Genomic DNA, 22,959 nt, shown 5'->3' on the forward strand with positions numbered 1-22,959 from the left:
GCTGGTTTGCCAGCCTGACTGACGCGCCGGTTTCATCGTCGGTAAGGCGGACTCCACTCAATCAGGCAGCCTGTTGCTTACGGCTAAAGAATGCCGTTACTGCGTAGCCAATCAGCGCTGCCAGAATTGAACCGGTCAGGATGCCCATACGGTCCATCCCCACGTAATCACTACTGCCCGACACAAATGCCAGTGAGCCCACGAACAGGCTCATGGTGAAACCTATACCGCACAGAATTGCCACGCCAAATAATTGGCCCCAGTTAGCGCCTGTGGGTAATGCTGCAAGGCCGGTTTTGATGACGATCCAGGTCAAGCCAAACACACCCACTGTTTTCCCGATCAGCAAGCCTGCGGCGATTCCTATCGGTACATGGTGAGTAAAGCTGTGCAGGTTTACGCCCGTCAGTGACACGCCGGCATTGGCGAAGGCAAATAACGGCAAAATCCCGTAAGCCACCCAAGGGTGCAGCGCATGCTCGATGTCCATCAACGGGGATGGTTCGGAGTTCCTGGTCCGCAGTGGGATACAGAAGGCCAGGGTCACACCCGCCAGAGTGGCATGCACGCCGCTTTTTAGTACGCAGACCCAGAGGATCAATCCGACAATCATGTACGGCGCGATCTTGACCACGCCCATGCGGTTCATCGCGATCAAAACCACCACACAGGCAGCCGCCAGCATCAGTGAAACGCCTGACAGCTCGCTGGAGTAGAACACCGCAATCACAATGATTGCGCCTAGATCATCAATGATCGCCAGGGTCATCAGGAACAGCTTGAGCGACACCGGGACGCGCTTGCCTAGCAGGGCCAGTACGCCAAGGGCGAAGGCTATGTCAGTGGCCATGGGGATTGCCCAGCCGCCATGGGCGTCCGGGAAGTCTTTATTGATGTACCAGTAGATCAGTGCGGGCACTACCATGCCGCCGATGGCGGCTGCGCCGGGCAGTACCACCTGGGAAGGCCTGGACAGTTGTCCATCGAGCAATTCGCGTTTGACCTCCAGGCCAATCAGCAGGAAAAACAAGGCCATCAGGCCATCGTTGATCCACAGCAGCGAAGGTTTGGCGATCTGCAAGGCACCGATCTGCACGGCCACCGGCACGTCAAGGAAGGCTGTGTAGTAGTGGGACAGCGGTGAGTTGTTGATGATTAATGCCAGAGCCGCAGCCGCAATCAATAACAGACCGCTGGCAGCTTCCAACTGAAAGAAACGAGTGAAAGTGCTACGCAGAAGCAAGGGGGCTCTCCATCGGGTGGTTATAAGGTGCAATGCCCTAAATTGTGAGCATGATTGTGATTACAAAAGCCATATTAGCTTTTGTAATAAACAACCTTTTGATCTCACATCGACAAGGAGCCTAGCAGTTGCGTGTCAAACAGAGCGTATCGAGTCAGAACAGACTGCTGGAGTGTCATGCGAATCAAAGTTTGTAGCCGCTGCCTGAAGGTGCAAGACCAACCGGCAGCGGCTCCAAGATCAGGCTTCGATACCGAGAATATCGCGGGCCACTGCTTCGGCAATGCGGATGCCATCCACACCAGCCGATAGAATTCCACCGGCATAACCTGCGCCTTCGCCAGCCGGGAACAGCCCTTTGACATTCAGGCTCTGCATTGACCCGTCGCGGGTCATGCGCAGTGGCGATGAAGTGCGAGTTTCGATCCCGGTGAGGATAGCGTCATGCATCGAGAAACCTTTGATCTGTTTCTCGAATGCCGGCAAGGCTTCGCGGATGGCTTCAATGGCGTAGTCCGGCAACGCCAGGGCCAAATCACCCAGGGACACGCCCGGCTTGTAGGAAGGTTCAACACTGCCCAGTGCCGTCGACGGCTTGCCGGCAATAAAGTCGCCAACCAATTGCGCCGGTGCTTCGTAGTTGCTGCCGCCTAACACATAGGCGTGAGCCTCCAGACGCTCTTGCAACTCGATACCGGCCAATGGTCCACCCGGATAGTCCTCGGGGGTAATGCCGACCACGATGCCTGAGTTGGCATTGCGTTCATTACGCGAGTACTGGCTCATGCCGTTGGTCACGACGCGGCCAGGTTCGCTGGTGGCTGCGACCACGGTGCCGCCCGGGCACATGCAGAAGCTATAGACCGAGCGGCCGTTTTTGGCGTGATGGACCAGTTTGTAATCGGCGGCACCCAGTTTCGGGTGACCGGCGTATTTGCCCAGGCGTGCGCTATCGATCAACGATTGCGGGTGCTCGATACGGAAACCCACCGAGAAAGGTTTGGCCTCCATGTACACACCACGGTCGTGGAGCATGCGGAATGTGTCACGGGCGCTGTGGCCCAGGGCCATGATCACGTGGCGTGATTTCAATTGCTCGCCATCGGCCAGCACCACACCGGTCAATTGTCCGTCATCGATCAATACGTCGGTCACGCGCTGTTGAAAACGCACCTCACCGCCAAGCGCCTCAATTTGCTGGCGCATGTTTTCGACGACGCCGGTCAGACGGAACGTCCCGATGTGCGGTTTGCTGACATAGAGGATTTCTTCTGGCGCGCCAGCTTTGACAAACTCGTGCAGCACTTTGCGACCATGGTGCTTCGGGTCTTTGATTTGGCTGTAGAGCTTGCCGTCCGAGAACGTACCGGCACCGCCTTCGCCAAACTGCACGTTTGACTCCGGGTTCAGGACGTTTTTGCGCCATAGGCCCCAAGTGTCTTTAGTGCGCTGGCGAACTTCAGTACCGCGCTCAAGAATGATCGGCTTGAAGCCCATTTGTGCCAGCAGCAATCCAGCAAAAATACCGCAGGGTCCAAAGCCGACCACAATCGGGCGTTCGTTCAGATCCTGGGGGGCCCGGCCGACCACTTTGTAGCTGATGTCCGGCGCAGGATTGACGTTGCGATCATCCGAGAACTTGATCAACAGCGGCGCTTCGTCGCGCACGCTCAGATCGATGGTGTAGATGAAGCACAATTCGGAGGTTTTTTTGCGCGCATCGTAGCTGCGCTTGAACAAGGTGAAATCGAGCAGGTCATCGCTGGCGATGCCCAGGCGCTGCAGGATGGCAGGGCGCAGGTCTTCTTCGGGATGGTCGATCGGCAACTTGAGTTCGGTAATTCGTAACATGACAGTGTCCAATATAGGGGCCAGGCAAACCCCGGCAGCCTTAACGCGAACCGGCGATTATAAGCTGCCTGGAGGTCAGACCGTCAGCAACATTCGTCGTTTAGTCGTTACGTGCGCCACCGAAGTAACCACAACCACGCTGTACCTGACCGTTGACCCGAAGTTCTGCACCCAGGTGCTGGATGCTGCCGTTGGCGCTGTCAGTGCAACGTTGAGGGGCCACCCACAGTTCGATGTGTTGATTGTTGGCCTCTGTGGACAGGGAAAAGCGACCGTTGCCGACCTGTTCTTCAACAAAAGGCAGGGCCAGTTCAGGCTGGCCATCGCGTTTGAGCATCATGCCCTTGGCACCTGCCTGAACTTCCCAAGCGGGACCGTTACCGTTGGCGTGTACCGTCATTTGTTTGAAGTTGGGGTCCTGGCAGGCTGAGCTGCTGCGCTCTAGGCGATACAGTTGTTGCAACTGAACTTCGCCATCAGTGCCGGGCACTTTGGCGCTGGTAAAGCTGCCGCGAATGTCGGCGAACAACTTGCCGGGCTTGTCAGGCATATCCGCAGCGTCTTGCACCAGCGTAGTGCTGGCGCTGTCACGCACCACATAGCGCTGTTGTCCGACGCACGGTTGAAAAACCAACTGGCCATTGGCCGAGACCAGCTCTCCCTGCAAGCGGGTCAAGCCGGCGTTGCTGTCAGCGGGTTTACTGTTGAACATTTGGCAGCCCGCGAAAACGGGCAGCAGAGCGAACAAAACCAAGGAACGAGCAGCACGCATCATTGAGACTCCTGACTAGTGCCGCCACGTTACTTAGGCGCGAAGTGCCGCACAAGGGGCGATCTTTTTTTTGTCCGGGGACTCCCTGCCGTAGCGAGCTTGCCCGCAATCTTTTGATCGGCAAAGCTCGTTCCTGCCGGGGGACTCGTCGGTCAACCCACCTGATAGGTTTGTCCGGTGTGCAGGCCTTCGACACTTTTGGCGTAGGCCAATGCAACGTCCGCCGCGGCTACCGACTTGAATCCACGGAAGTACGGCGCATATTTCCCCATAGCTTCGGTCAGCACGGTAGGACTCACCGAGTTCACCCGCAGCCCGCGTGGCAGTTCGATGGCTGCGGCTTTTACGAATCCATCCAGCGCGGCGTTAACCAGAGCTGCCGAGCTGCCGGTGCGAATCGGCTCGCGGTTGATGACGCCGCTGGTAAAGGTGAACGAAGCGCCGTCGTTAGCAAATTCACGACCGATCAGCAGCAAATTGACCTGGCCCATCAGTTTGTCCTGCAAGCCCAGGGCGAAGTCCTTTTCGCTCATCTCGCCCAATGCGACGAAGTTGACGTTGCCTGCCGCGCATATCAGGGCGTCGAAACGCCCGGTTTGTTCAAACAGGTTTCGAATCGAGGCGCTGTCGCTGATATCCACCTGAAAATCGCCACTTTTGCGGCCAACACGCACGATTTCGTGGCGGGGAGACAACTCGCGATCAATGGCTGAACCAATGGTGCCCGTAGCGCCGATCAACAGAATCTTCATTCCCACGTTCCTATAGTGATGAGGTGTGGGTTGAGTCTAGTGCTGGTTTTTTAACGCGATAAGCGCACTAATAGGCAACCTTTGGTTTTCATATGGAAACAATTGATGAGCGAAATGGATGACCTGGCGGCGTTCGCAGTGTTGATCGATGCCGGTAGTTTTACGTTGGCGGCGCAGCAGTTGGGCTGTAGCAAGGGGCAGTTGTCCAAACGTATCAGCCAGCTTGAAGCCCAGTTTTCGGTGGTGTTGCTGCACCGCACCACCAGGCGCCTGAGCTTGACCGCCGCCGGTTCTGCGTTATTGCCACAAGCCCGGGCGCTGGTGATACAGGTGGAGCATGCACGTCAGGCGCTGGCCCGGCTCAAGGACGACATGGCGGGGCCGGTGCGCATGACCGTACCCGTGTCGCTGGGCGAAACGTTTATTGATGCACTGCTGCTGGAGTTCTCCCGCGATTACCCGCAGGTGCAGATTGAGCTTGAACTCAATAACAGCTATCGCGATATGGCCCGGGACGGCTTTGACCTGGCGATCCGCTCACAAGTGGGCAATCACGAGCGGCTGGTGGCCAAGCCCGTTCTGAACTGGCACGAGATCACTTGCGCCAGCCCTGCCTACCTTGAGCAACACGGCGAGCCGAGTACGCCGCAGCAATTGGTCGAGCATCAGTGTTTGCTCAACAGTCATTACAGTGGTCGCGAGGAGTGGCTGTACCACCGCCAGCATGAGCTGCATCGGGTGCGGGTATCGGGGCCGTTTGCCAGTAATCATTACAGTCTGCTGAAAAAGGCCGCCGTGATAGGTGCGGGAATCGCCCGTCTGCCTTCTTACATGCTCCAGGCCGAACTGGCGGATGGGCGTTTACGCGGGCTGCTGCGCGATTATCAAACCCGAAGCAATCCGATGTATCTGGTGCATCCTTATCAGGGCGGGCTGCCCAGACGCACGCAGGTTCTGGCCGATTATCTAGTGGGCTGGTTCCGGCGTAGCGGTGAGGCAATAGACCTGCTTTAGCAAAAGCGCCGGGCAATCAGATGGTCAATTGAGAGCGTGCCCGGACCTCTGGCCATCAGATACAAAAGAATTGCGATCCAGGTGCCGTGGGTTGGGTAAGCATCGGGGTAGACGAAAAACTGAATGGTCAGCGTCATCCCCAGCAGGGCCAGCGCCGAAAAGCGGGTAGCGAAACCCAGCAGGATCAGCACCGGGAACAGGTGTTCGCTGACAGTCGCTGCATATGCAGCCACCTCAGGAGACAGCAGTGGAAGCGGGTACTCGTTGTGGAACAGGTACACCGTGGATCCGGCCAAGTCCGGGATGCCGAACTGAAACGTGCCGCCAACCAGATCGATAGAAAAACCTTCGACTTTGGTCTGGCCTGATTTCCAGAATACGGCGGCAATGGAAAAGCGGGCGATAAAAGCTATCAAACTTTGGGGGATGCGTTGCATGAGTCCAACTGCATACTCGACCCCACGGCGTAGCAAGCATGAAGTTACGGCGGTGGTGTTCATGGCGAAATCTCTGGGGGCAGGAATAAATCAGTGATGGCGCCATGTGCAATCAGCAGCGCCAGGGCCTTGCTCAAGTCAAAATGAGGATCGACGTGCAGGGCGTATTCAGCAGCAGGCCCCAAGGCATAGCCGCCCTGCAGATGGTTGATAAAGGCCGTGTAACCCGGTCTGACTGCAAACACCTCTACAGACAATCCGTAACGCAGCACCACCGTGTTTTGTGGGAGGTTCAGGTCATATTCATGGCACTGCCCTTCGCTTTGATGTGTGGCCCATAAGTCGGCTACGGCGTAAGGGGAGTCCAGGGTTGCTACGCTGGGGTGCAGTTGCAGGTGCAATTGGTCGAGACTTTCTGGAACGTGGAGCATCTGCGCCAGTGCCTGCGGGTTCACTGCGCTGGCGTCTGCTGCGTGATAGGCGTCCACGCACAAACGTTCCAGACGTGCGATATCGGCCAGGTAGGGCAGGCTACTGGCGGGAGCAAAATTGCTAATGAAGTCGGCCAAGCGGATGCCGTAGGTACTCATGACCGGATTGTCGGGCGGGCTGTGTTTAATGAATAAGCGTGCCATTTCCTGGAAAAAATCTTTGCCCACCAGCATGGACACAACGGGGTAGCTGAATGCCAGCGCATTGATTAACCCTCTTTGAACATTGTTGCGATACACCGCGAAACGGCTCTCAACGTGCCCGTTACGGGATACCACCCCTCCGGGGCATGGCTGTTGCGAGTCAAGTACGGCTGAGCTGAATACTTCTTGTAGTTTCATGGCTGCACCTGAGCCGTCAGCAAGTAACTGTCAGCGAGCCGGGCTTGCGCAAGGAGCTCGCTGAACACAGGCAGTTGATTGTCGCGCTCGATCAAAGTAGCCACAGGGCCAATACATTCCAGCACCTGTTGATACAGCGCCCACACGGCTTGGTCGACGGGTGCGCCATGACTGTCGATCAACAAGCGCTGTCCGGATTTATCGACATCTTCTGCAAAACCAGCCAGATGAAGCTCGCTCACCGCGTGCAAGGGCAGTGCGTTGATGTAGGCCAAGGGATCGCGGCCATGGTTTACGCAGGTAACGTAGACATTGTTCACATCCAATAACAGGCCACAGCCACTACGGGTAATGACTTCGTGAATAAAGCTGGCTTCGTCGAAATGCGCCTGGTCGAACTCGATATAGGTCGCGGGATTTTCGAGCAGTATTTGGCGCTGCAGTGTGTTTTGCACCTGGTCTATATGGGTGCAGACTCGCTGTAGCGTGCTCGCGTCATAGCGTAAAGGCAGTAAGTCGTTGAGAAAGTACGGCCCGTGGCTGGACCAGGCCAGGTGTTCTGAAAACATCTTGGGCTGGTAGCGGGCAAGCAATTTTTTCAAACGTTGCAGGTGCTCGATATTGAGTGGGGTTTCGCTGCCAATTGACAGGCCGACTCCATGGATAGACAGCGGGTAGCGTTCACTGATCAGACCCAGATAATGATGAAAAGGGCCTCCTGCCACCATGTAGTTTTCGGCATGTACTTCAAAGAACCCGACGTCAGGCAGGGTCTGCAGTACTTCCTTAAAGTGTTCGGCCTTGAGCCCCAGCCCCGCACGCGGCGGGAGCAGGGGCGAATGAGGCGCGATGAGCGAAGCAGTTGAACTGTTCATCATCAGGACTCAAGGGAGGAGATCAGGATTTGGCCGTGAAGGCTGTCAGTTGGCCGAAGCCGGTAGGTGAGGTACTGCTGGCGGTTTTATTGCAGGTACCTTTGGGGACGAGTTTCCAGGCATTAGCCTGGTAGTCGGTTTTAGCGGTGCCCGCGCAGGTGGTGCCAGCACCTGCTGCACAATCGTTTTGGCCTTTCAAGGCAACCCCGAAACACTTATCCATATCACCCGCAGCCCGGGCGGGCAAAGCGGCAACAGTCAAGGCAGAACCAAGTGCGAGAGCCAGGGCAGCGGTGCAAAGAGTGCGGCTGGTGTTGTTGTTCATGGTGAATCTCCAGGGGGGATTTGGTAAGGCTGCAGCGGATTGCTGCCGGCTTATTCCACTAGAGAGGGGAGGCGGGGGTTTGTTACAGGCGACTAAATAAAATTTCGATTTATCAAGGGCTGTTAATGTTCGGTGTTGACACGCGAACCGAAGGGATGACAGCCCACGTGGAGCCATGCAGCCTTCGTTAACGCCAATTAAAAACGGCCCCGAAGGGCCGTTCCATGTTGCAGGCAGTATTAGCCGCCCAGATAGGCATCACGTACTTTTGGATCGTTGAGCAATTGCTCTCCGGTGCCTTGCATCACTACACGGCCGTTTTCCAGCACGTAGGCGCGGTCAGCAATTTTCAGCGCCTGATTGGCGTTTTGTTCCACCAGAAACACGGTCACGCCCTCATCGCGCAGTTGTTCAATAATATCGAAAATCTGCTGAATGATGATTGGGGCAAGCCCCAGTGATGGCTCGTCGAGCAACAACAACTTGGGCTTACTCATTAGCGCCCGGCCAATCGCAAGCATTTGCTGCTCGCCACCGGACATGGTGCCTCCCCTTTGGTTGAAGCGTTCCTTCAGGCGCGGGAACAGGTGCAAGACCTTGTCCATTTGCTCCTGATATTCGTGCTTCTCAGTAAAGAACCCGCCCATGGCGAGGTTTTCTTCCACGGTCAGACGGGCAAATACCCGCCGACCTTCCGGCACCACGGCAATGCTTTTGCGCATGATTTGCGCAGAGCTCAACCCGACCAGCTCTTCGCCCAGGTAGCGGATGCTGCCGCTGTGCGCCTGGGGCGAGCCGCACAGAGTCATCATCAAGGTCGATTTCCCCGCGCCGTTGGCACCGATCAGGGTCACGATCTCGCCCTGACGCACCTCGACATTCACGCCGTGCAGCGCCTGGATCTTGCCGTAGAAGGTAGAGACGTTTTCAAATTGCAGCATTTACGCTTCCCCCAGATAGGCTTTGATCACTTCAGGGTTATCGCGGATCTGCTCCGGGGTCCCGTCGGCCAAAGGTGTGCCCTGATTGATCACCACGATATGGTCGGAAATGCTCATGACCAGTTTCATGTCGTGTTCAATCAACAGCACCGTGGCGTTGTGCTCGTTGCGCAAAACGCTGATCAGCGCCTTGAGGTCTTCGGTTTCTTTGGGGTTAAGCCCGGCTGCAGGTTCGTCGAGCATGAGGATGCGCGGACGCGTCATCATGCAGCGGGCGATTTCCAGGCGTCGTTGCTGGCCGTAAGCAAGGGTCCCCGCCGGGCGGTTGGCAAACTCGGTCAGGTTGACCTTGTCCAGCCAATACGCTGCGTAGTCCATGGCATCGCGCTCGCTTTTACGGAACGCCGGGGTTTTGAACAGGCCTGCCAGGAAGTTGGTGTTGAGGTGGCGATGCTGGGCAATCAACAGGTTTTCAACCGCGGTCATGTCCTTGAACAGGCGCACGTTCTGGAAGGTGCGCACTACGCCCTTGCGGGCAATTTCATGACCTGCCAGCCCTTCAATGGGTTCGCCATCCAGCAGGATGCTGCCCGACGATGGCTTGTAGAAACCGGTCAGGCAGTTGAACACCGTGGTTTTGCCGGCGCCGTTAGGGCCGATCATTGACACTACCTGTTTTTCCTTGACGGTCAGCGCAACGCCGTTCACCGCTAACAAGCCGCCGAAGCGCATGCACAGGCCACTGACTTTCAGTATCTCGCGGCTCATTTTCGCAGCTCCAGATGAGGACGTTGCATTGGCAGCAGTCCTTGTGGACGCCAGATCATCATCAGCACCATCAGGGCGCCGAACAACAGCATCCGGTACTCACTGAAATCACGCATCATTTCCGGCAGCAGGATCATGACCACGGCAGCCAGAATCACGCCCAGTTGCGAGCCCATGCCCCCCAATACCACGATGGCCAGAATGATCGCCGACTCGAGGAACGTGAACGACTCCGGGGTCACCAGGCCCTGGCGAGCGGCAAAGAAACTGCCGGCAAAGCCTGCAAAGGTGGCACCCAGGGTAAAGGCCGAAAGCTTGATGATGGTCGGATTCAAGCCCAGCGCACGGCAGGCAATTTCGTCTTCACGCAGGGCTTCCCACGCACGACCGATCGGCATGCGCAGCAGACGGTTGATCACGAACAGTACGACAAGCACCAGTACCAGCGCGATCAGGTAAAGGAAGATCACCTTGTTGATCGAGTTGTAAGCGATGCCAAAGTATTCGTGAAATGTCTGCACGCCTTCGGCTGCGGTTCTGTCGAAGCTCAGGCCGAAGAGCGTCGGCTTCGGAATGTTGCTGATGCCGTTTGGCCCGCCGGTGATGTCTGTCAGGTTACGCAGGAACAGACGGATGATTTCACCAAAGCCCAGGGTCACGATGGCCAAATAGTCACCGCGCAGGCGCAAGACCGGGAAACCCAGCAGGAAGCCAAAGGTGGCAGCCATCAAGCCGGCCAGCGGCAAGCAGATCCAGAAGCTCAGGCCGAAGTAGTGCGCCAGCAATGCATAGGTGTAGGCACCCACGGCATAGAAGCCTACGTAACCCAGGTCGAGCAGGCCCGCCAGGCCAACCACGATGTTCAGGCCAAGGCCCAGCATCACGTAGATCAGGATCAGCGTGGCAATGTCTACTGCACCCCGTGAACCATAGAACGGCCAGATCAGGGCAACGACCACCAGACCGAGAATGATCCAGCGTTGTGTGCTGGGCAGGGTCAGGAACTCAGTGGCTTTGGACGGTACTTTTGGCATGTTGGGCGAAGCCTTCCACGCCTCGCTCAGATGCTGGTTGAACAACACGCGCACAAACATCAACAGCGAACAGATCGCGATCACGCTCAGCGTAAAGGTGCTGGTGTTGTGAACTTCGATGTTGATCCCGACGATAGTCAGTTTCAGACCGAGTACCGGGTAGGCGACGGCCCAGACCAACAGGGCGCTGAAGAACGCCGATTTAAGATTTCTAGTCATACTTTTTCAATCTCCGGACGTCCCAGAATGCCGGTCGGACGGAACAGCAGTACCAATACGAGAAGGCCGAAAGCCACCACGTCTTTGTACTGGTCGCCAAAAATATCGGCACCAAAGGCTTCAGCCACACCGAGCACCAGACCACCGAGCATTGCGCCGGGGATACTGCCGATCCCGCCCAATACTGCAGCAGTGAACGCTTTAAGCCCCACCAGGAAGCCTGAGCCGGGGTTGATCACACCGTACTGCACACTGATCAGTACGGCTGCAACGGCTGCCAGTGCGGCGCCGATCACAAACGTCAGGGCAATCACGTTGTTGGTGTTGATGCCCAGCAGGTTGGCCATCTTCATGTCTTCGGCGCAGGCGCGGCAGGCGCGACCCAGGCGTGAACGGGAGATGAACAGGGTCAGGCCGAGCATTGCCAGGAGAGTGACGACGAAGACGACGATTTGCATGTAGGAGACAACGACTTCGCTAGCCCCTCCTGGACCGAATGTGAAACCGCCAGGGATCAGGTTAGGAATCGATTTGTCTTTCGAGTCTTGGGACAACAGCACCATGTTTTGCAGGAAGATCGACATACCGATGGCAGAAATCAAGGGGATCAGGCGATTACTGCCACGCAGAGGACGGTAAGCCACCCGTTCAATGCTGTAGCCATATGCACTGGTGACCACGATGCTGGCGATAAACGCCCCGGTCAGCAGTAATGGCACGCTGTCCAGACCCATCATGGTCAGGCCGGCGATGGCGATAAACGCAATATAAGAACCAATCATGTACACCTCGCCGTGGGCGAAGTTGATCATTCCAATAATGCCGTAGACCATCGTATAGCCGATGGCGATCAGGGCATACGTGCTGCCAACGTTGAGGCCGTTAACCAGCATTTGGAAGAAGTGATAGATGTCAGGCATTACAAAGCTCCTAAAAACCTGAGACGCATTTCACTGGTGGAGTCATTTTCCGGCCTGGGCTGCAGGGGTTTTTTACCCGCTTTGAGCGCAAGTCTTCTGCCAGCGAACCGCTGGTGACGGTTTTAAAGATTTTCAGGTGGGCAGACTTTCGGATCACGAAAGTGCGGCCCCTTTTCTGTGAACCAAAGGTTCGTAAAACAAAGCCCACTGCTTGCGCAGTGGGCTTTGTTATCAGATCAAGAACCGCTACTTACTGAGGGCTAACCTCTGTTTTAGGCTTGCCGAAGTGCCATTCATAGACCACGAACTTGAAGTTCTTCAGGTCGCCTTTGTCATCAAAGGTCAGGTCGCCCATCGGGGTCTTGAATGTCCCGTCATGGATGGCTTTGGCCACTTTTGCAGTGTCTTCGCTTTTGGCTTGTTCAATACCCTGGGCAATGACTTCAACTGCGGTGTAGGCAGGGAATACAAACGGACCAGTCGGGTCTTTTTTGTCTGCGACGAACTTCGCTACCAGTGCCTTGTTTTCAGGCTGTTGGTCGAATGCTTGTGGCAGGGTCACCAGCAACCCTTCGGAAGCGCCCTGAGCGATTTGCGAGATGGAGTCGTTACCCACACCTTCCGGGCCCATGAACTTGGCGTTCAGGCCTTTTTCCTTGGCCTGGCGCAGGATCAGGCCCAGCTCAGGGTGGTAGCCGCCGTAGTAAACGAAGTCGACATTGGCCTGCTTGAGTTTGGCAATGACGGCAGCGAAGTCTTTATCGCCTGCATTGACGCCTTCAAAGACAGCGACTTTGACGCCTTTCTTTTCCAGAGTCTGTTTTACAGCGGTGGCGATGCCTTCACCGTACTGCTGTTTGTCGTGCAGGACAGCGACAACTTTCGGTTTGACGTGATCGGCGATGTAGTTACCGGCCGCAGGGCCTTGAGCACTATCCAGACCGATGGTGCGGAAGATGTTCTTGTAACCACGGGCGGTGATTTCCGGCGCGGTAGCGGCGGGGGTAATCATGATGATGCCTTCGTCTTCGTAGATGTCCGAAGGAGGCTGGGTGGAGCTGGAGCACAGGTGACCGACTACAAACTTGACGCCGTCGTTGACGATTTTGTTGGCTACGGCAACCGCTTGTTTTGGATCGCAGGCATCGTCGTATTCTTTGGCTTCAAGCAGGAGCTTTTTGCCGTCGACGTCTACTCCGCCTTTGGCGTTGATGTCTGCGATAGCTTGTTTGGCGCCGGTAAACTGCATGTCGCCATACTGAGTTACAGGGCCGGTTTTAGGGCCCGCAATACCGATCTTGATGGTGTCTGCTGCAAACGAATGGCTGGCAACCCCGGCCAAAACCATAGCGGCAAACAATTTGGTAATTTGCTTAGTAGCCATCTCTATTGGTGCTCCACTCTTCTGTTGTAATTTTTATAGTCCTGGAAGCCAAGGCAGCCGGACCGGGTGTTTTCTAGCGAAATTCCCGGCCAATCCCCCCTGCAACTGTACCGGTACAGTGTAGAGCGCCGGTTTAGCGCTTGAATAGCGTGTATCCGAGGGAAAAAGCAGGAAATGTCGCCTAAACGAAAGAAAGAGACAGAATGGCGGCGGAATATACTGATGTTTTTTATCAGAATGTTGCCAGCTCAGCCTTGCTGTCCTTGTCTCCTTACGCTTTCTTGGCGCCTGTACCTTTATTCGGGTTTTTCTACCGGGTGAGCGGCGCTATCATTGCGCCGATTTTTTACCAGGTGAATCCCATGAACCAAGAACCTAGCACCCTCTATGCCAAGCTGCTTGGCGAGACCTCAACAATTGAATGGCAAGCGTTGCAGCCGTTCTTCGCCAAAGGCGATCTGTTGTGGGTTGATCCTGCACTGGACCTGATAGAAGCGGCGCAGGCCGTGACTCAGGATGATGCAGAGAAAGTGGCCGGCTGGATGGCATCCGGAGTGCTTGGCAAGATGACCGAGGCGCAGGCGCTAGACGTTCTTGAACGTGACCCGCAGTTGTGGGCAGTGGTTGTTTCGCCTTGGGTTATGGTCCAGGAAAGGGCAGGAAATTAATTTCTCGCACCAAATAAGAGCGTTTTAGCCCGATCAGATTTCGGCCTGTGAGTGTGTAGGGCAGTAACTCGTCCCGGCATAGTGGCCAGTTGCCGTAGAGAAAGGCCACAGTCTGCACTGTGGCTTTTTTTTGTCTGCAGACAGCCCCTGACCTACTGGCCCGAAAGTTGAAGTGTCGCGTAACCGGGCTCCGACAGCGGGCGCCGATTCAGCTCCTCTAGCAACTCGTGCAGGGCCTCAAAAGGCACCGGGCGGCTTAGCAGGAAACCCTGGATAAAGTCGCAGCCGTACTGGCTCAGGAATTCGAATTGCTGATGGGTCTCAACCCCTTCGGTGACGACCTGTAAATGCAGCGTATGGGCCATGACGATAATGGCCTGGACGATTTCCATGTCCTGGCTGGAGGCCGGGACTTCCTGAATAAACGAACGATCGATTTTTAACGTGTTGAGAGGCAAGCGCTTTAAATAGGCGAGGGATGAATACCCGGTGCCGAAGTCATCAATTGACAGCGATACGCCAAGGGCGCGGATTTGACGAAGCAGTTGCGAGGTAGTGTTGATATTACTCATCAGTGCGTTTTCTGTGACTTCAAGTTCCAGTCGATACGGGGCAATGCCGGATGTTCGCAGGGCATTTTCAATTTCGTCGGCCAGCTCTACTCGTCCAAGATTCAGTGCCGAGCAATTTACCGCGACCCCTAGTTGCTGCCAGCCCAAGTGGGACAAGGCGGCCAGGTCCTGGCAGGCTTTGCGCAACACCCAGTGATCCAGTTCGGCGATAAGTCCGTTGGCTTCGGCGATACCGATAAAACGGTCCGGGGCGAGCAAGCCATGCTCGGGATGCTGCCAGCGGACCAAGGCTTCGAGCTTGGCGACGCGGCCCGTTTTAAGATCAAAGATGGGCTGGTAATGCACAAGTAATCCAGCACCATCTACTAGCGCATTACGCAGTTCTTCCTCTAACTGAAGTTCCAGTGACGCACGGGCTTTCAGGTTCGAGCTAAAAAAGGTCAGGCCATTGCGACCATTACCTTTGGATTGGTAGAGCGCCAGATCCGCGTGTTTGAGCAGTTCGGTGCTGGTGGTGCCATCGTCCGGAAATACGCTGATACCGATGCTGGTGGTCATCACCATGCGTCTGCCGGCCAATTCGATAGGCTCCTTGAGTTTGTGCATGATGCGCTGGGCCATGCTCTGTGCTTCATCACGGTGTTTGAGGCCGACTAAAATGCAGAACTCATCGCCGCCGAATCGTGCGACCACATCATCATGGCTGCGGGTGGCGCTTTTGATTTGAGTTGCGATGGTCTTGAGCAACTGGTCCCCGGCATCGTGGCCCAGGCTGTCGTTGATGCGCTTGAAGTGATCGATGTCGAGAAACATCACCGCCAGCTTGCCGTTCTGTGCGGTGTGTTCAATCAGCTTTTCGGCAAAGATCTGGTTAAAGCCGCGCCGGTTGATCAGGTTGGTCAATGGGTCGTAATGCGCTACTTGCTGCAAGGACATGCGGGCCTGATCAAGCTGGGAGAGCAGGGCGTTGACCCGTTTCAGGTCATGCTCTTTGTGCTGCAGTTTCTTGTCCACCAGCGCTGCGCTGATGCTGCAGCCAATCAGTAACAGGCTGATCAGGGCTACCATCAAGGCCAATTGCCAGTGGTTGTTTTCAATTAGCATCTGGCTGGTTTCTCCAGTCGGCGCGTAGAGGTGCACCCCCCACATGCCGATGAAGTGCACGCCCATCAGAGCGGCGCCTGCAACAACGCTGATGGCGCCGATGCAAAGCTGGTGGGACACGCCACTGGCTGAACGCAGATAAGAGGTCATCAACAGCGCGCCATAGCTGGCAGCGATTGCCGTCAGCAAGGAAAGAGCGATCAACAGCGGTTGGTAATGCGTCAGATGGTTGGAATGCATGGCCGACATGCCGACATAGTGCATGCTGCAAATACCCACCCCAAAAACCAGCGCCGAGAGTTGCAGCCGAGTACGGGTGGAAGCTGGGCGATTGAGGATTTGCATGGCAATCAGGGCGCCAATCCATGCAACGAGCAGCGAGACGATGGTGATGCCAAGGTCGTAGTGAGTCTCGGACCGGGATTCAAACGCCAGCATACTGATGAAGTGCATGGCCCAGATACCGCCCGCCAGACAGCTGGCCCCAAGCCATCTCCATACGTTTTTGGCGACTGTTTTTTCGCTATTGGCGGCACGTTCAACCATGTGCAGTACAGCTAAAACAGCTGCGCAGGCCACCAGCCAGGCGAGAAATACCAAATACGGGTTATGACTGCTGTTAAGCAGTTGCTGTCCGTTATCCAGGTGCGGACCAAAAAACTGCAAGCCCAGCCATTCCATAGTGCGCCTCGGCACTGAGTCCAGATTTGCTAGTCGTCAGGCGCTAGCTCGGTCTCAAGTATAGAAGCTGGATTTTAGGGTGCTGCAGTGATGGCAAGATGATGCCTACCATTTTGTTATGAGGGGAGTAGTTGTTATTCCCGTTAACGCTATATCAGCATAAGCCTCGTCTCGCTGTAACGATCAGAAGGCTTAAGCACGTTGAATGGCGATGCTATCGCCACACAGGGATTGAAGCGTTAATAAACCCGCTTGCGTTGCGCAAGCGGGTTTTTCAATTAGCCAGCGACCAATACACGAATTGCTTCAAGGCGCAGGGCCGCTTTCTCAAGCATGGCCAGGCTTTGTTCGCGTTGCTTGCGCAAGGCAACCAGTTCGCTGTCACGCACGCTCGGGTTAACTGCTTGCAGAGCAGTCAGGCGTGCCAGTTCTTCTTCCGTGTCGGCGGCCAGGCGGCGCTGTGCTTCGGCCACACGTTCTGCGTGGCGTGGCGCAATCTTGGCTTCACCGGCGTTGATCTTCGGCGTGAGGTTGTCACGCTGCGCCTGAATGAACTTGTTGGCGCTGGCGCGAGGCACGCTTTCCAGCTGTTCGTTCAGGGTTTCGAAAGCCACCCGTGATGACAGGTCGTTGCCGTTGGCATCGAGCAGGCAGCGCAGGGCGGCAGGCGGCAGGTAACGGCCCAATTGCAGCGCCCGCGGGGCAACCACTTCGCTGACGTAAATCAGCTCGAGCAGTACGGTCCCGGGCTTGAGTGCCTTGTTTTTAATCAGTGCGACCGCGGTGTTGCCCATCGACCCCGACAAAACCAGATCCATGCCGCCTTGCACCATCGGGTGTTCCCAGGTGATGAACTGCATGTCTTCGCGCGACAGCGCCTGGTTGCGGTCGTAGGTGATGGTCACGCCTTCGTCGTCGCCAAGCGGGAAGCTGGCGTCGAGCATTTTCTCGCTAGGTTTGAGGATCAAAGCGTTTTCCGAATGGTCTTCGCTGTCGATGCCAAAGGCGTTGAACAGGGTTTCCATGTAGATCGGCAAGGTGAATTGATCATCTTGTTCAAGGATCGCTTCGACCAGTGCTTCGCCTTCGCCCGAACCACCGGAGTTCAGCTCTAGCAAACGGTCGCGGCCTGTGTGCAGTTCCTGCTCGAGACGTTCACGCTCGGCACGGGCCTCGTCGATCAATGTCTGCCACTCTTCATCGTCCGCTGCTTCAAGCAACGGTAGCAGGCGTGGACCAAACTTGTGTTGCAGTGCGTTGCCGGTCGGGCAGGTATTGAGGAAGGCGTTCAGCGCTTCGTGGTACCACTGGAACAGGCGCTGTTGCGGGCTGGTCTCAAGGTACGGCACATGGACTTCGATAACGTGCTTCTGGCCGATCCGGTCCAGACGACCGATCCGCTGTTCGAGCAAGTCCGGGTGGGACGGCAGATCGAACAGCACCAAATGATGAGCAAACTGGAAGTTGCGACCTTCACTGCCGATTTCCGAGCAGATCAGCACCTGGGCACCGAACTCTTCATCAGCGAAGTAGGCTGCTGCACGATCGCGCTCGAGAATATTCATGCCTTCGTGGAAGACCGTTGCAGGAATGCCGGAACGTACGCGAAGGGCGTCTTCCAGATCCATAGCGGTCTCAGCGTGGGCACAGATCACCAGCACTTTCGTGCGTTTGAGCATCTTCAGTGTGTCGGTAAGCCACTCGACCCGGGGGTCAAAGCGCCACCAGCGTTCTTCTTCGCTAGCGTCCGGCTGGGCCTGGAAGCTGACTTCGGGGTAGAGCTCGGCATGTTCGCCCAGTGGCAGCTCAAGGTATTCGTCCGGGCACGGCAGCGGGTAGGCATGCAGCTTGCGCTCCGGGAAGCCCTGAATGGCTGCGCGGGTGTTACGGAACAGTACGCGGCCGGTGCCATGGCGGTCGAGCAGTTCGCGTACCAGACGTGCGCTGGCTTGAGCATCACCGTCGTTAACGGCGGCCAGCAAGGTATCACCCTCGGCGCCGAGGAAGCCGTGAATGGTTTTGTGCGCTTCTGGTGACAGGCGGCCTTTGTCCAGCAGCTCCTGTACCGCCTGAGCAACCGGACGGTAGTTCTCGCTCTCGGCGCGGAAGGCGGCCAGATCGTGGAAGCGGTTGGGGTCGAGCAGGCGCAAACGGGCGAAGTGGCTGTCCTGGCCCAGTTGTTCCGGAGTTGCAGTCAGCAGCAGTACGCCCGGGATCACTTCTGCAAGCTGCTCAATCAAGGCGTATTCAGGGCTAACCTGATCTTCGTGCCACACCAGGTGATGCGCTTCGTCGACCACCAGCAAGTCCCAATCTGCTGCAAACAGCGCGTCTTGAGCCTTGGTGTCGTCTACCAGCCATTCCAGCGCAACCAGCGCCAGTTGGGTATCTTCAAACGGGTTGCTGGCATCGCTTTCGATGAAGCGCTCTTCGTCAAACAGTGCGACTTCAAGGTTGAAACGCCGGCGCATCTCTACCAGCCATTGGTGCTGCAGGTTCTCCGGCACCACGATCAGTACGCGGCTGGCGCGGCCGCTGAGCAATTGGCGGTGAATCACCAGGCCGGCTTCGATGGTTTTACCCAAACCTACTTCGTCAGCCAGCAAGACCCGTGGCGCGATACGGTCGGCCACTTCGCGGGCAATGTGCAATTGGTGGGCAATGGGTTGCGCCCGAACGCCGCCCAAACCCCATAGTGGCGATTGCAGCTGGCGGCTGGTGTGTTCGAGGGTGTGATAACGCAACGAGAACCAGGACAGCGGGTCGATCTGACCCGCGAACAGACGGTCACTGGCCAGGCGGAACTGGATGAAGTTCGATAGCTGGGTTTCTGGCAGGGTTACAGGCTCGTTTTGCTCGTTAAGCCCGTGGTAAACCATCAGGCCGTCGGCATCGTCGACTTCGCGAACCGTCATCTTCCAGCCTTCGAAGTGGATGATGGTGTCACCCGGCGAGAACCGTACGCGCGTGAGCGGTGCGTTGCGCAGCGAATATTGGCGAGTTTCGCCAGTGGCCGGATAGAGCACGGTTAACAAGCGACCGTCCTGTGCCAGAACGGTGCCTAAACCTAGCTCTGCTTCGCTGTCACTAATCCAGCGTTGCCCCGGTTGATACTGCTGCGCCATGCTGCCTGACTCCCGCTTCGAAAAAGCCGAGTATATTAACGGAACACTGGCCTCAGTCCAAAGGACTCTCATAAAAAGCTGTCCGGCTTTACTTGGGCCGGCAGTTGTTTTCGATGAGTGGCTCGCGTCGATCAAACATCAGGAACAGGAGAACAATCGCCATGTTGCCGCCCATCCTGCCTTTGAGTGTTGTGCCCGTGACCTCTCAACAAGATCCGCCGAGGCCACGCCCGGACATTCCGCCGGTAGCCCCTGCGCAGCCAAGCGCTGGTGACAGTACGATCAATCCTGGTCATCAAGACGGCGAGCAGGCCACGCTGTTGTTGCGCGAAGAGCAACAGCGACAGCACGACAAGCGTCGTCGAGAGGCTTTGGAGCGGGCGGGTATCGGTGAGCAGGACGCTCAAAGCCCGGAACCGGACTTGCCCCCGGTCGATGGAACCCAGCGTCAGGGGATGTGGATTGATATAAAGGTGTAAGTCGATTTTCTCTGGTAAAGGGGAGGCATCGCGTCGCACTATTGGCCTATTGCCTGAGACCTCTGCGGTCTGCAGCGCACCGAATTAAACACAGACAGTGACCTGATTGCGCTATGAGCCAAGACAACAAACTGGTGGACCTGGGTGCCGAGCGCGCCAAACGGGCACACGATCTTAAAGAAAAGAAGCTGAACGAAGTACGACTGGCCTTCGAGCAAGCAATGCCATTGGCAAAAGGCAAAAAAAAGCCGAAGAACAAACCTAAAAAGCGCTGAACAGCGGCGTTTTAGATGATCTGGGTCAAATATCCCCTCCAAGTCGCTACGCCCGAGGATCACTATTGATCCCGGTCAAGTTATGCGCCTGCGCGTCTGGTTAACCTAGCTTCAACACACACAGACACGCAGGAGGCCGTCATGTTTCTCGATAATGTGGTTATCGCCGGAGTATTTACCGTCGGTCTCATGGTGCTGTTTTTCGCGGGTCTGGGCATTTTTATCTGGAAAGACTCCCAAAAGCGCAAATAGCGCGGGTCTTTCCGGGGTACGAGCACGCAAGGCATTTTGGGCGACTTCGGTCGCCTATTTTTTTGTCCGTGTTTTTTGCGCATGCCACAGGCACAAAAAAAGGTACGACCCGTGAGGGGCGTACCTTTTTTAATCGAGGCTAAATCAGGCGAGAGCTTTGGAAGCCAGCCAGAACAGCCCCGCAGACAGTGCGATGGTGGCCGGTAAGGTCAGCACCCACGCCATCAGGATCGTTTTGATCGTACTGCTTTGCAGGCCGCTCTTGTTGGCGACCATGGTGCCTGCAACACCCGACGACAGGATGTGTGTCGTCGATACGGGCAGGGCGAAGATGTTGGCCAGACCAATGGCAAAGGTCGTTGTGATCTGGGCTGCCATGCCTTGTGCATAGGTCATGCCTTGCTTGCCGATCTTCTCGCCGATGGTTTTCACCACGCGTTTCCAGCCAACCATGGTGCCCAGCCCCAGAGCCAGGGCAACCGCCAGAATCACCCAGAACGGCGCGTATTCAGTGGTGGCGGTCAGGTCTTTGCGCAGTTTTTCGAGGTCCGCTTTTTCACGGGCATCAAGTGCTGGCAATTTGCTGACTTTCTTCGCCGTGTCGTCCAGGCAAAGCAGGTAGCGACGGATCTCGATGCGCTTTTCAGCCGGGATCGAGTGGTAGTCCGCTACACCTTTAAGCGAGCTGAGCAGTGCCGCGATGGTCGGCTCGGTTTGCTGCGGGTTGCAGCTGAACTGATCCGGCAAGTCATCTTTTACGCTTTTGCCCAGCGCCAGGAACTCGCTCAGGGAGGCGTTGTTACGCTGATAGAACTGGCTCAGGTGCAGGGTTGCATCACGAGTCCGTTCGATCTGGTAAGTGGTGCTGTTGAGGTCCAGAACGAACGCACTTGGCACGATGCCGATCAGAACCAGCATGATCAGGCCGATGCCTTTCTGGCCATCGTTGGAGCCGTGAACGAAGCTCACCGTCATGGCCGAGATCACCAGAACCAGACGGTTCCAGAACGGCGGGTGTTTTTTGTCGTCCAGTTTGCGGCGCTGCTCCGGCGTCTTGTGCATCTTGGAGTCAGGGCGCCACCACTTCAGGCCAACCAGCAACAGCCCCGCAATCACGAAGCCGGCAATAGGCGAGAATATCAGCGAGGCGCCAATATCAATGGCCTTCTGCCAGTTAACGCCGTCGCTCACCGGAATTCCGTTGATCAGGGCATTGGCCAGTCCGACACCGAGGATAGAGCCGATCAGGGTGTGGGAACTCGACGCGGGAATCCCGAAATACCAGGTACCCAGGTTCCAGGTGATGGCAGCAGCAAGCAGCGAGAACACCATGGCCAGGCCATGTCCGGTGTTTACATTGACCAGAAGCTCTACCGGTAGCAGGTGGACGATGGCATATGCCACACCGACCCCGCCCAGCAGAACGCCGAGAAAATTGAACACACCGGAAAAGAACACCGCCAGATGAGGCGGCATGGCTTTGGTGTAGATGACTGTTGCTACCGCATTCGCGGTGTCATGAAAGCCGTTTATGAACTCAAACGCGAGAACAAAGGCTAGGGCGAAGAAGAGGCTGATAAGAACCCAGGCGTCCAATCCGCTTAATAGATCGATCATGAAGGTTTTCTGACACGGTCATAAAGGGGGCCGGATTATGCCAGAAAACCCCGGTAATCGATGCACTAGCTGTCCGTTGGTAACATCTAAAAACGAAAAAACCTGCAGGCCGTATTCATTGTGCAGAGTCTGTATGCCTTCCCAAGCCGCTGATATCAAAGGCTATGGGTCTTCTTGCAAGCTCATGCCCGGCCTCAGAAAGGTTCCCGCCCGAAGGATGAAATTTCTTGAATCAAGCACGCCAACGAGGGCAGTTCCAGCTTTAGCGTCACAAATGACCACTTCCGTTCGCGCAAATGGCGAATCAGCAGAGGGGGGCAGTGGAGCGCTGTTAGCCGATTTCAGCGCACAGGTTCACGGCTAGTCAGGCTTGAGTTCTTGTTCAATTTTCTGGATTTCTTGAGTGAACGCCTGATCAAGCAAGCTGGCACGTTTGCGCCAGGGTTTACGTTCAGGCTCTGGCTGAGCCGCGTAAGTAGTCACTTCGCCGCCGTAAACATCCTTGTAACGTTGCTCCTGACGCTCAAGTTCTGCGCGCAGTTCATCTTTCGTCACAGTATTACCTAATTAGTAGAGATTAAGTCTGGTGAACCATCGTGCATGAGAGGGCGATTAATTTAACGTATGAGTTCGCCTTGTGGTAATGCCTTGTAAGCAAGGCTCAGGCTAAACAAGCCGCTCTTTGCACGCCGCCACGTCATCAACTAAAAATGTACGTCGCACGGTTAAGTGTTCACCCCCTGATGAGGACAACACGCGGTGTACTTAAATGTTAGCCCGCAGGTACTTATTAAATTCAACCTGAAGGTTGGATCCAA

At 56.1% G+C, this 22,959-nt stretch carries 22 protein-coding genes; 5 read left to right on the forward strand and 17 right to left on the reverse strand.

The window, feature by feature from the left end; translation table 11 throughout:
- Window positions 1-61: 61 nt before the first annotated feature.
- From nhaA to AOC04_RS01985, 4 genes are all read right to left on the reverse strand, one after another.
- Window positions 62-1,243: a Na+/H+ antiporter NhaA gene (nhaA, locus tag AOC04_RS01970; RefSeq protein WP_060690919.1), complete on the reverse strand. Its 1,182-nt coding sequence runs from the start codon at window positions 1,241-1,243 to the stop codon at window positions 62-64.
- A 240-nt stretch (window positions 1,244-1,483) separates the two neighbouring features.
- Window positions 1,484-3,094 carry an NAD(P)/FAD-dependent oxidoreductase gene (locus tag AOC04_RS01975; RefSeq protein ID WP_060690920.1) on the reverse strand — a complete coding sequence of 537 codons (1,611 nt, stop codon included), beginning with the start codon at window positions 3,092-3,094 and terminating at the stop codon, window positions 1,484-1,486.
- 100 nt (window positions 3,095-3,194) lie between these two features.
- Window positions 3,195-3,866, reverse strand: coding sequence for a COG3650 family protein (locus AOC04_RS01980; protein WP_060696846.1), 672 nt, complete (start codon window positions 3,864-3,866; stop codon window positions 3,195-3,197).
- A 152-nt stretch (window positions 3,867-4,018) separates the two neighbouring features.
- Window positions 4,019-4,618: a short chain dehydrogenase gene (locus tag AOC04_RS01985; protein WP_060690921.1), complete on the reverse strand. Its 600-nt coding sequence runs from the start codon at window positions 4,616-4,618 to the stop codon at window positions 4,019-4,021.
- Window positions 4,619-4,723: 105 nt separating this feature from the next.
- Here AOC04_RS01985 and AOC04_RS01990 point away from each other — a divergent pair, with 105 nt between their 5' ends.
- Window positions 4,724-5,632 (forward strand): LysR family transcriptional regulator, encoded by a 909-nt coding sequence (locus AOC04_RS01990; protein WP_060690922.1) that lies wholly within the window; start codon window positions 4,724-4,726, stop codon window positions 5,630-5,632.
- On the opposite strand, the gene AOC04_RS01995 is transcribed toward AOC04_RS01990, so the two are convergent.
- The 9 genes from AOC04_RS01995 to AOC04_RS02035 all read right to left on the reverse strand — a co-directional run bounded on the left by AOC04_RS01995 (window position 5,629) and on the right by AOC04_RS02035 (window position 13,374).
- Window positions 5,629-6,132: a DoxX family protein gene (locus tag AOC04_RS01995; protein WP_060690923.1), complete on the reverse strand. Its 504-nt coding sequence runs from the start codon at window positions 6,130-6,132 to the stop codon at window positions 5,629-5,631. The two genes, AOC04_RS01990 and AOC04_RS01995, sit on opposite strands and share 4 nt — an antisense overlap.
- Complete coding sequence (locus AOC04_RS02000) at window positions 6,129-6,902, reverse strand: HvfC/BufC N-terminal domain-containing protein (RefSeq protein WP_060690924.1); 774 nt, start codon at window positions 6,900-6,902, stop codon at window positions 6,129-6,131. The genes AOC04_RS01995 and AOC04_RS02000 overlap by 4 nt, the downstream gene beginning before the upstream one ends.
- Window positions 6,899-7,777, reverse strand: coding sequence for an MNIO family bufferin maturase (gene bufB, locus AOC04_RS02005; protein WP_060690925.1), 879 nt, complete (start codon window positions 7,775-7,777; stop codon window positions 6,899-6,901). Before bufB ends, AOC04_RS02000 begins: the two co-directional genes overlap by 4 nt.
- 22 nt (window positions 7,778-7,799) lie before the next feature.
- A complete protein-coding gene (locus tag AOC04_RS02010; RefSeq protein ID WP_060690926.1) occupies window positions 7,800-8,102 on the reverse strand; it encodes a BufA1 family periplasmic bufferin-type metallophore in 303 nt (100 codons plus the stop codon).
- A gap of 239 nt (window positions 8,103-8,341) precedes the next feature.
- Window positions 8,342-9,043 (reverse strand): ABC transporter ATP-binding protein, encoded by a 702-nt coding sequence (locus AOC04_RS02015; protein WP_060690927.1) that lies wholly within the window; start codon window positions 9,041-9,043, stop codon window positions 8,342-8,344.
- Window positions 9,044-9,811 carry a high-affinity branched-chain amino acid ABC transporter ATP-binding protein LivG gene (gene livG, locus AOC04_RS02020; protein ID WP_003443113.1) on the reverse strand — a complete coding sequence of 256 codons (768 nt, stop codon included), beginning with the start codon at window positions 9,809-9,811 and terminating at the stop codon, window positions 9,044-9,046.
- Complete coding sequence (locus AOC04_RS02025; RefSeq protein ID WP_060690928.1) at window positions 9,808-11,064, reverse strand: high-affinity branched-chain amino acid ABC transporter permease LivM; 1,257 nt, start codon at window positions 11,062-11,064, stop codon at window positions 9,808-9,810. The genes livG and AOC04_RS02025 overlap by 4 nt, the downstream gene beginning before the upstream one ends.
- The gene (livH, locus tag AOC04_RS02030; protein ID WP_003443109.1) at window positions 11,061-11,984 is read right to left on the reverse strand and encodes a high-affinity branched-chain amino acid ABC transporter permease LivH; all 924 of its coding nucleotides are present in this window, start codon (window positions 11,982-11,984) and stop codon (window positions 11,061-11,063) included. The genes AOC04_RS02025 and livH overlap by 4 nt, the downstream gene beginning before the upstream one ends.
- Before the next feature lie 250 nt (window positions 11,985-12,234).
- Window positions 12,235-13,374, reverse strand: coding sequence for a branched-chain amino acid ABC transporter substrate-binding protein (locus tag AOC04_RS02035; RefSeq protein ID WP_269465023.1), 1,140 nt, complete (start codon window positions 13,372-13,374; stop codon window positions 12,235-12,237).
- Window positions 13,375-13,730: 356 nt separating this feature from the next.
- Here AOC04_RS02035 and AOC04_RS02040 point away from each other — a divergent pair, with 356 nt between their 5' ends.
- Window positions 13,731-14,036, forward strand: coding sequence for a DUF2288 domain-containing protein (locus AOC04_RS02040; protein WP_060696847.1), 306 nt, complete (start codon window positions 13,731-13,733; stop codon window positions 14,034-14,036).
- A gap of 152 nt (window positions 14,037-14,188) precedes the next feature.
- Here AOC04_RS02040 and AOC04_RS02045 read toward each other — a convergent pair whose 3' ends face one another.
- Window positions 14,189-16,393 carry a putative bifunctional diguanylate cyclase/phosphodiesterase gene (locus AOC04_RS02045; protein ID WP_060690930.1) on the reverse strand — a complete coding sequence of 735 codons (2,205 nt, stop codon included), beginning with the start codon at window positions 16,391-16,393 and terminating at the stop codon, window positions 14,189-14,191.
- A gap of 278 nt (window positions 16,394-16,671) precedes the next feature.
- Entirely contained in the window at window positions 16,672-19,518 is a 2,847-nt protein-coding gene (rapA, locus tag AOC04_RS02050) for an RNA polymerase-associated protein RapA (protein ID WP_060690931.1), read from the reverse strand.
- A 161-nt stretch (window positions 19,519-19,679) separates the two neighbouring features.
- Here rapA and AOC04_RS02055 point away from each other — a divergent pair, with 161 nt between their 5' ends.
- The 3 genes from AOC04_RS02055 (at window position 19,680) to ccoM (ending at window position 20,524) form a co-directional block, all read left to right on the forward strand.
- On the forward strand, window positions 19,680-19,997 hold the full coding sequence (locus AOC04_RS02055; protein WP_060690932.1) for a hypothetical protein: 318 nt from the start codon (window positions 19,680-19,682) through the stop codon (window positions 19,995-19,997).
- A gap of 113 nt (window positions 19,998-20,110) precedes the next feature.
- The gene (locus AOC04_RS23905) at window positions 20,111-20,272 is read left to right on the forward strand and encodes a hypothetical protein (protein WP_167344875.1); all 162 of its coding nucleotides are present in this window, start codon (window positions 20,111-20,113) and stop codon (window positions 20,270-20,272) included.
- 141 nt (window positions 20,273-20,413) lie between these two features.
- Window positions 20,414-20,524, forward strand: a complete 111-nt coding sequence (ccoM, locus tag AOC04_RS24365; protein ID WP_060690933.1) for a cytochrome c oxidase subunit CcoM — start codon at window positions 20,414-20,416, stop codon at window positions 20,522-20,524.
- 144 nt (window positions 20,525-20,668) lie between these two features.
- Here the strand turns inward: ccoM and AOC04_RS02065 are convergent, their stop codons facing one another.
- A complete protein-coding gene (locus AOC04_RS02065; protein WP_060690934.1) occupies window positions 20,669-22,141 on the reverse strand; it encodes an inorganic phosphate transporter in 1,473 nt (490 codons plus the stop codon).
- A 360-nt stretch (window positions 22,142-22,501) separates the two neighbouring features.
- Complete coding sequence (locus tag AOC04_RS02070; protein ID WP_060690935.1) at window positions 22,502-22,696, reverse strand: hypothetical protein; 195 nt, start codon at window positions 22,694-22,696, stop codon at window positions 22,502-22,504.
- Window positions 22,697-22,959 lie beyond the last annotated feature (263 nt).

This window comes from Pseudomonas versuta (assembly GCF_001294575.1).
GTDB lineage: Bacteria > Pseudomonadota > Gammaproteobacteria > Pseudomonadales > Pseudomonadaceae > Aquipseudomonas > Aquipseudomonas versuta.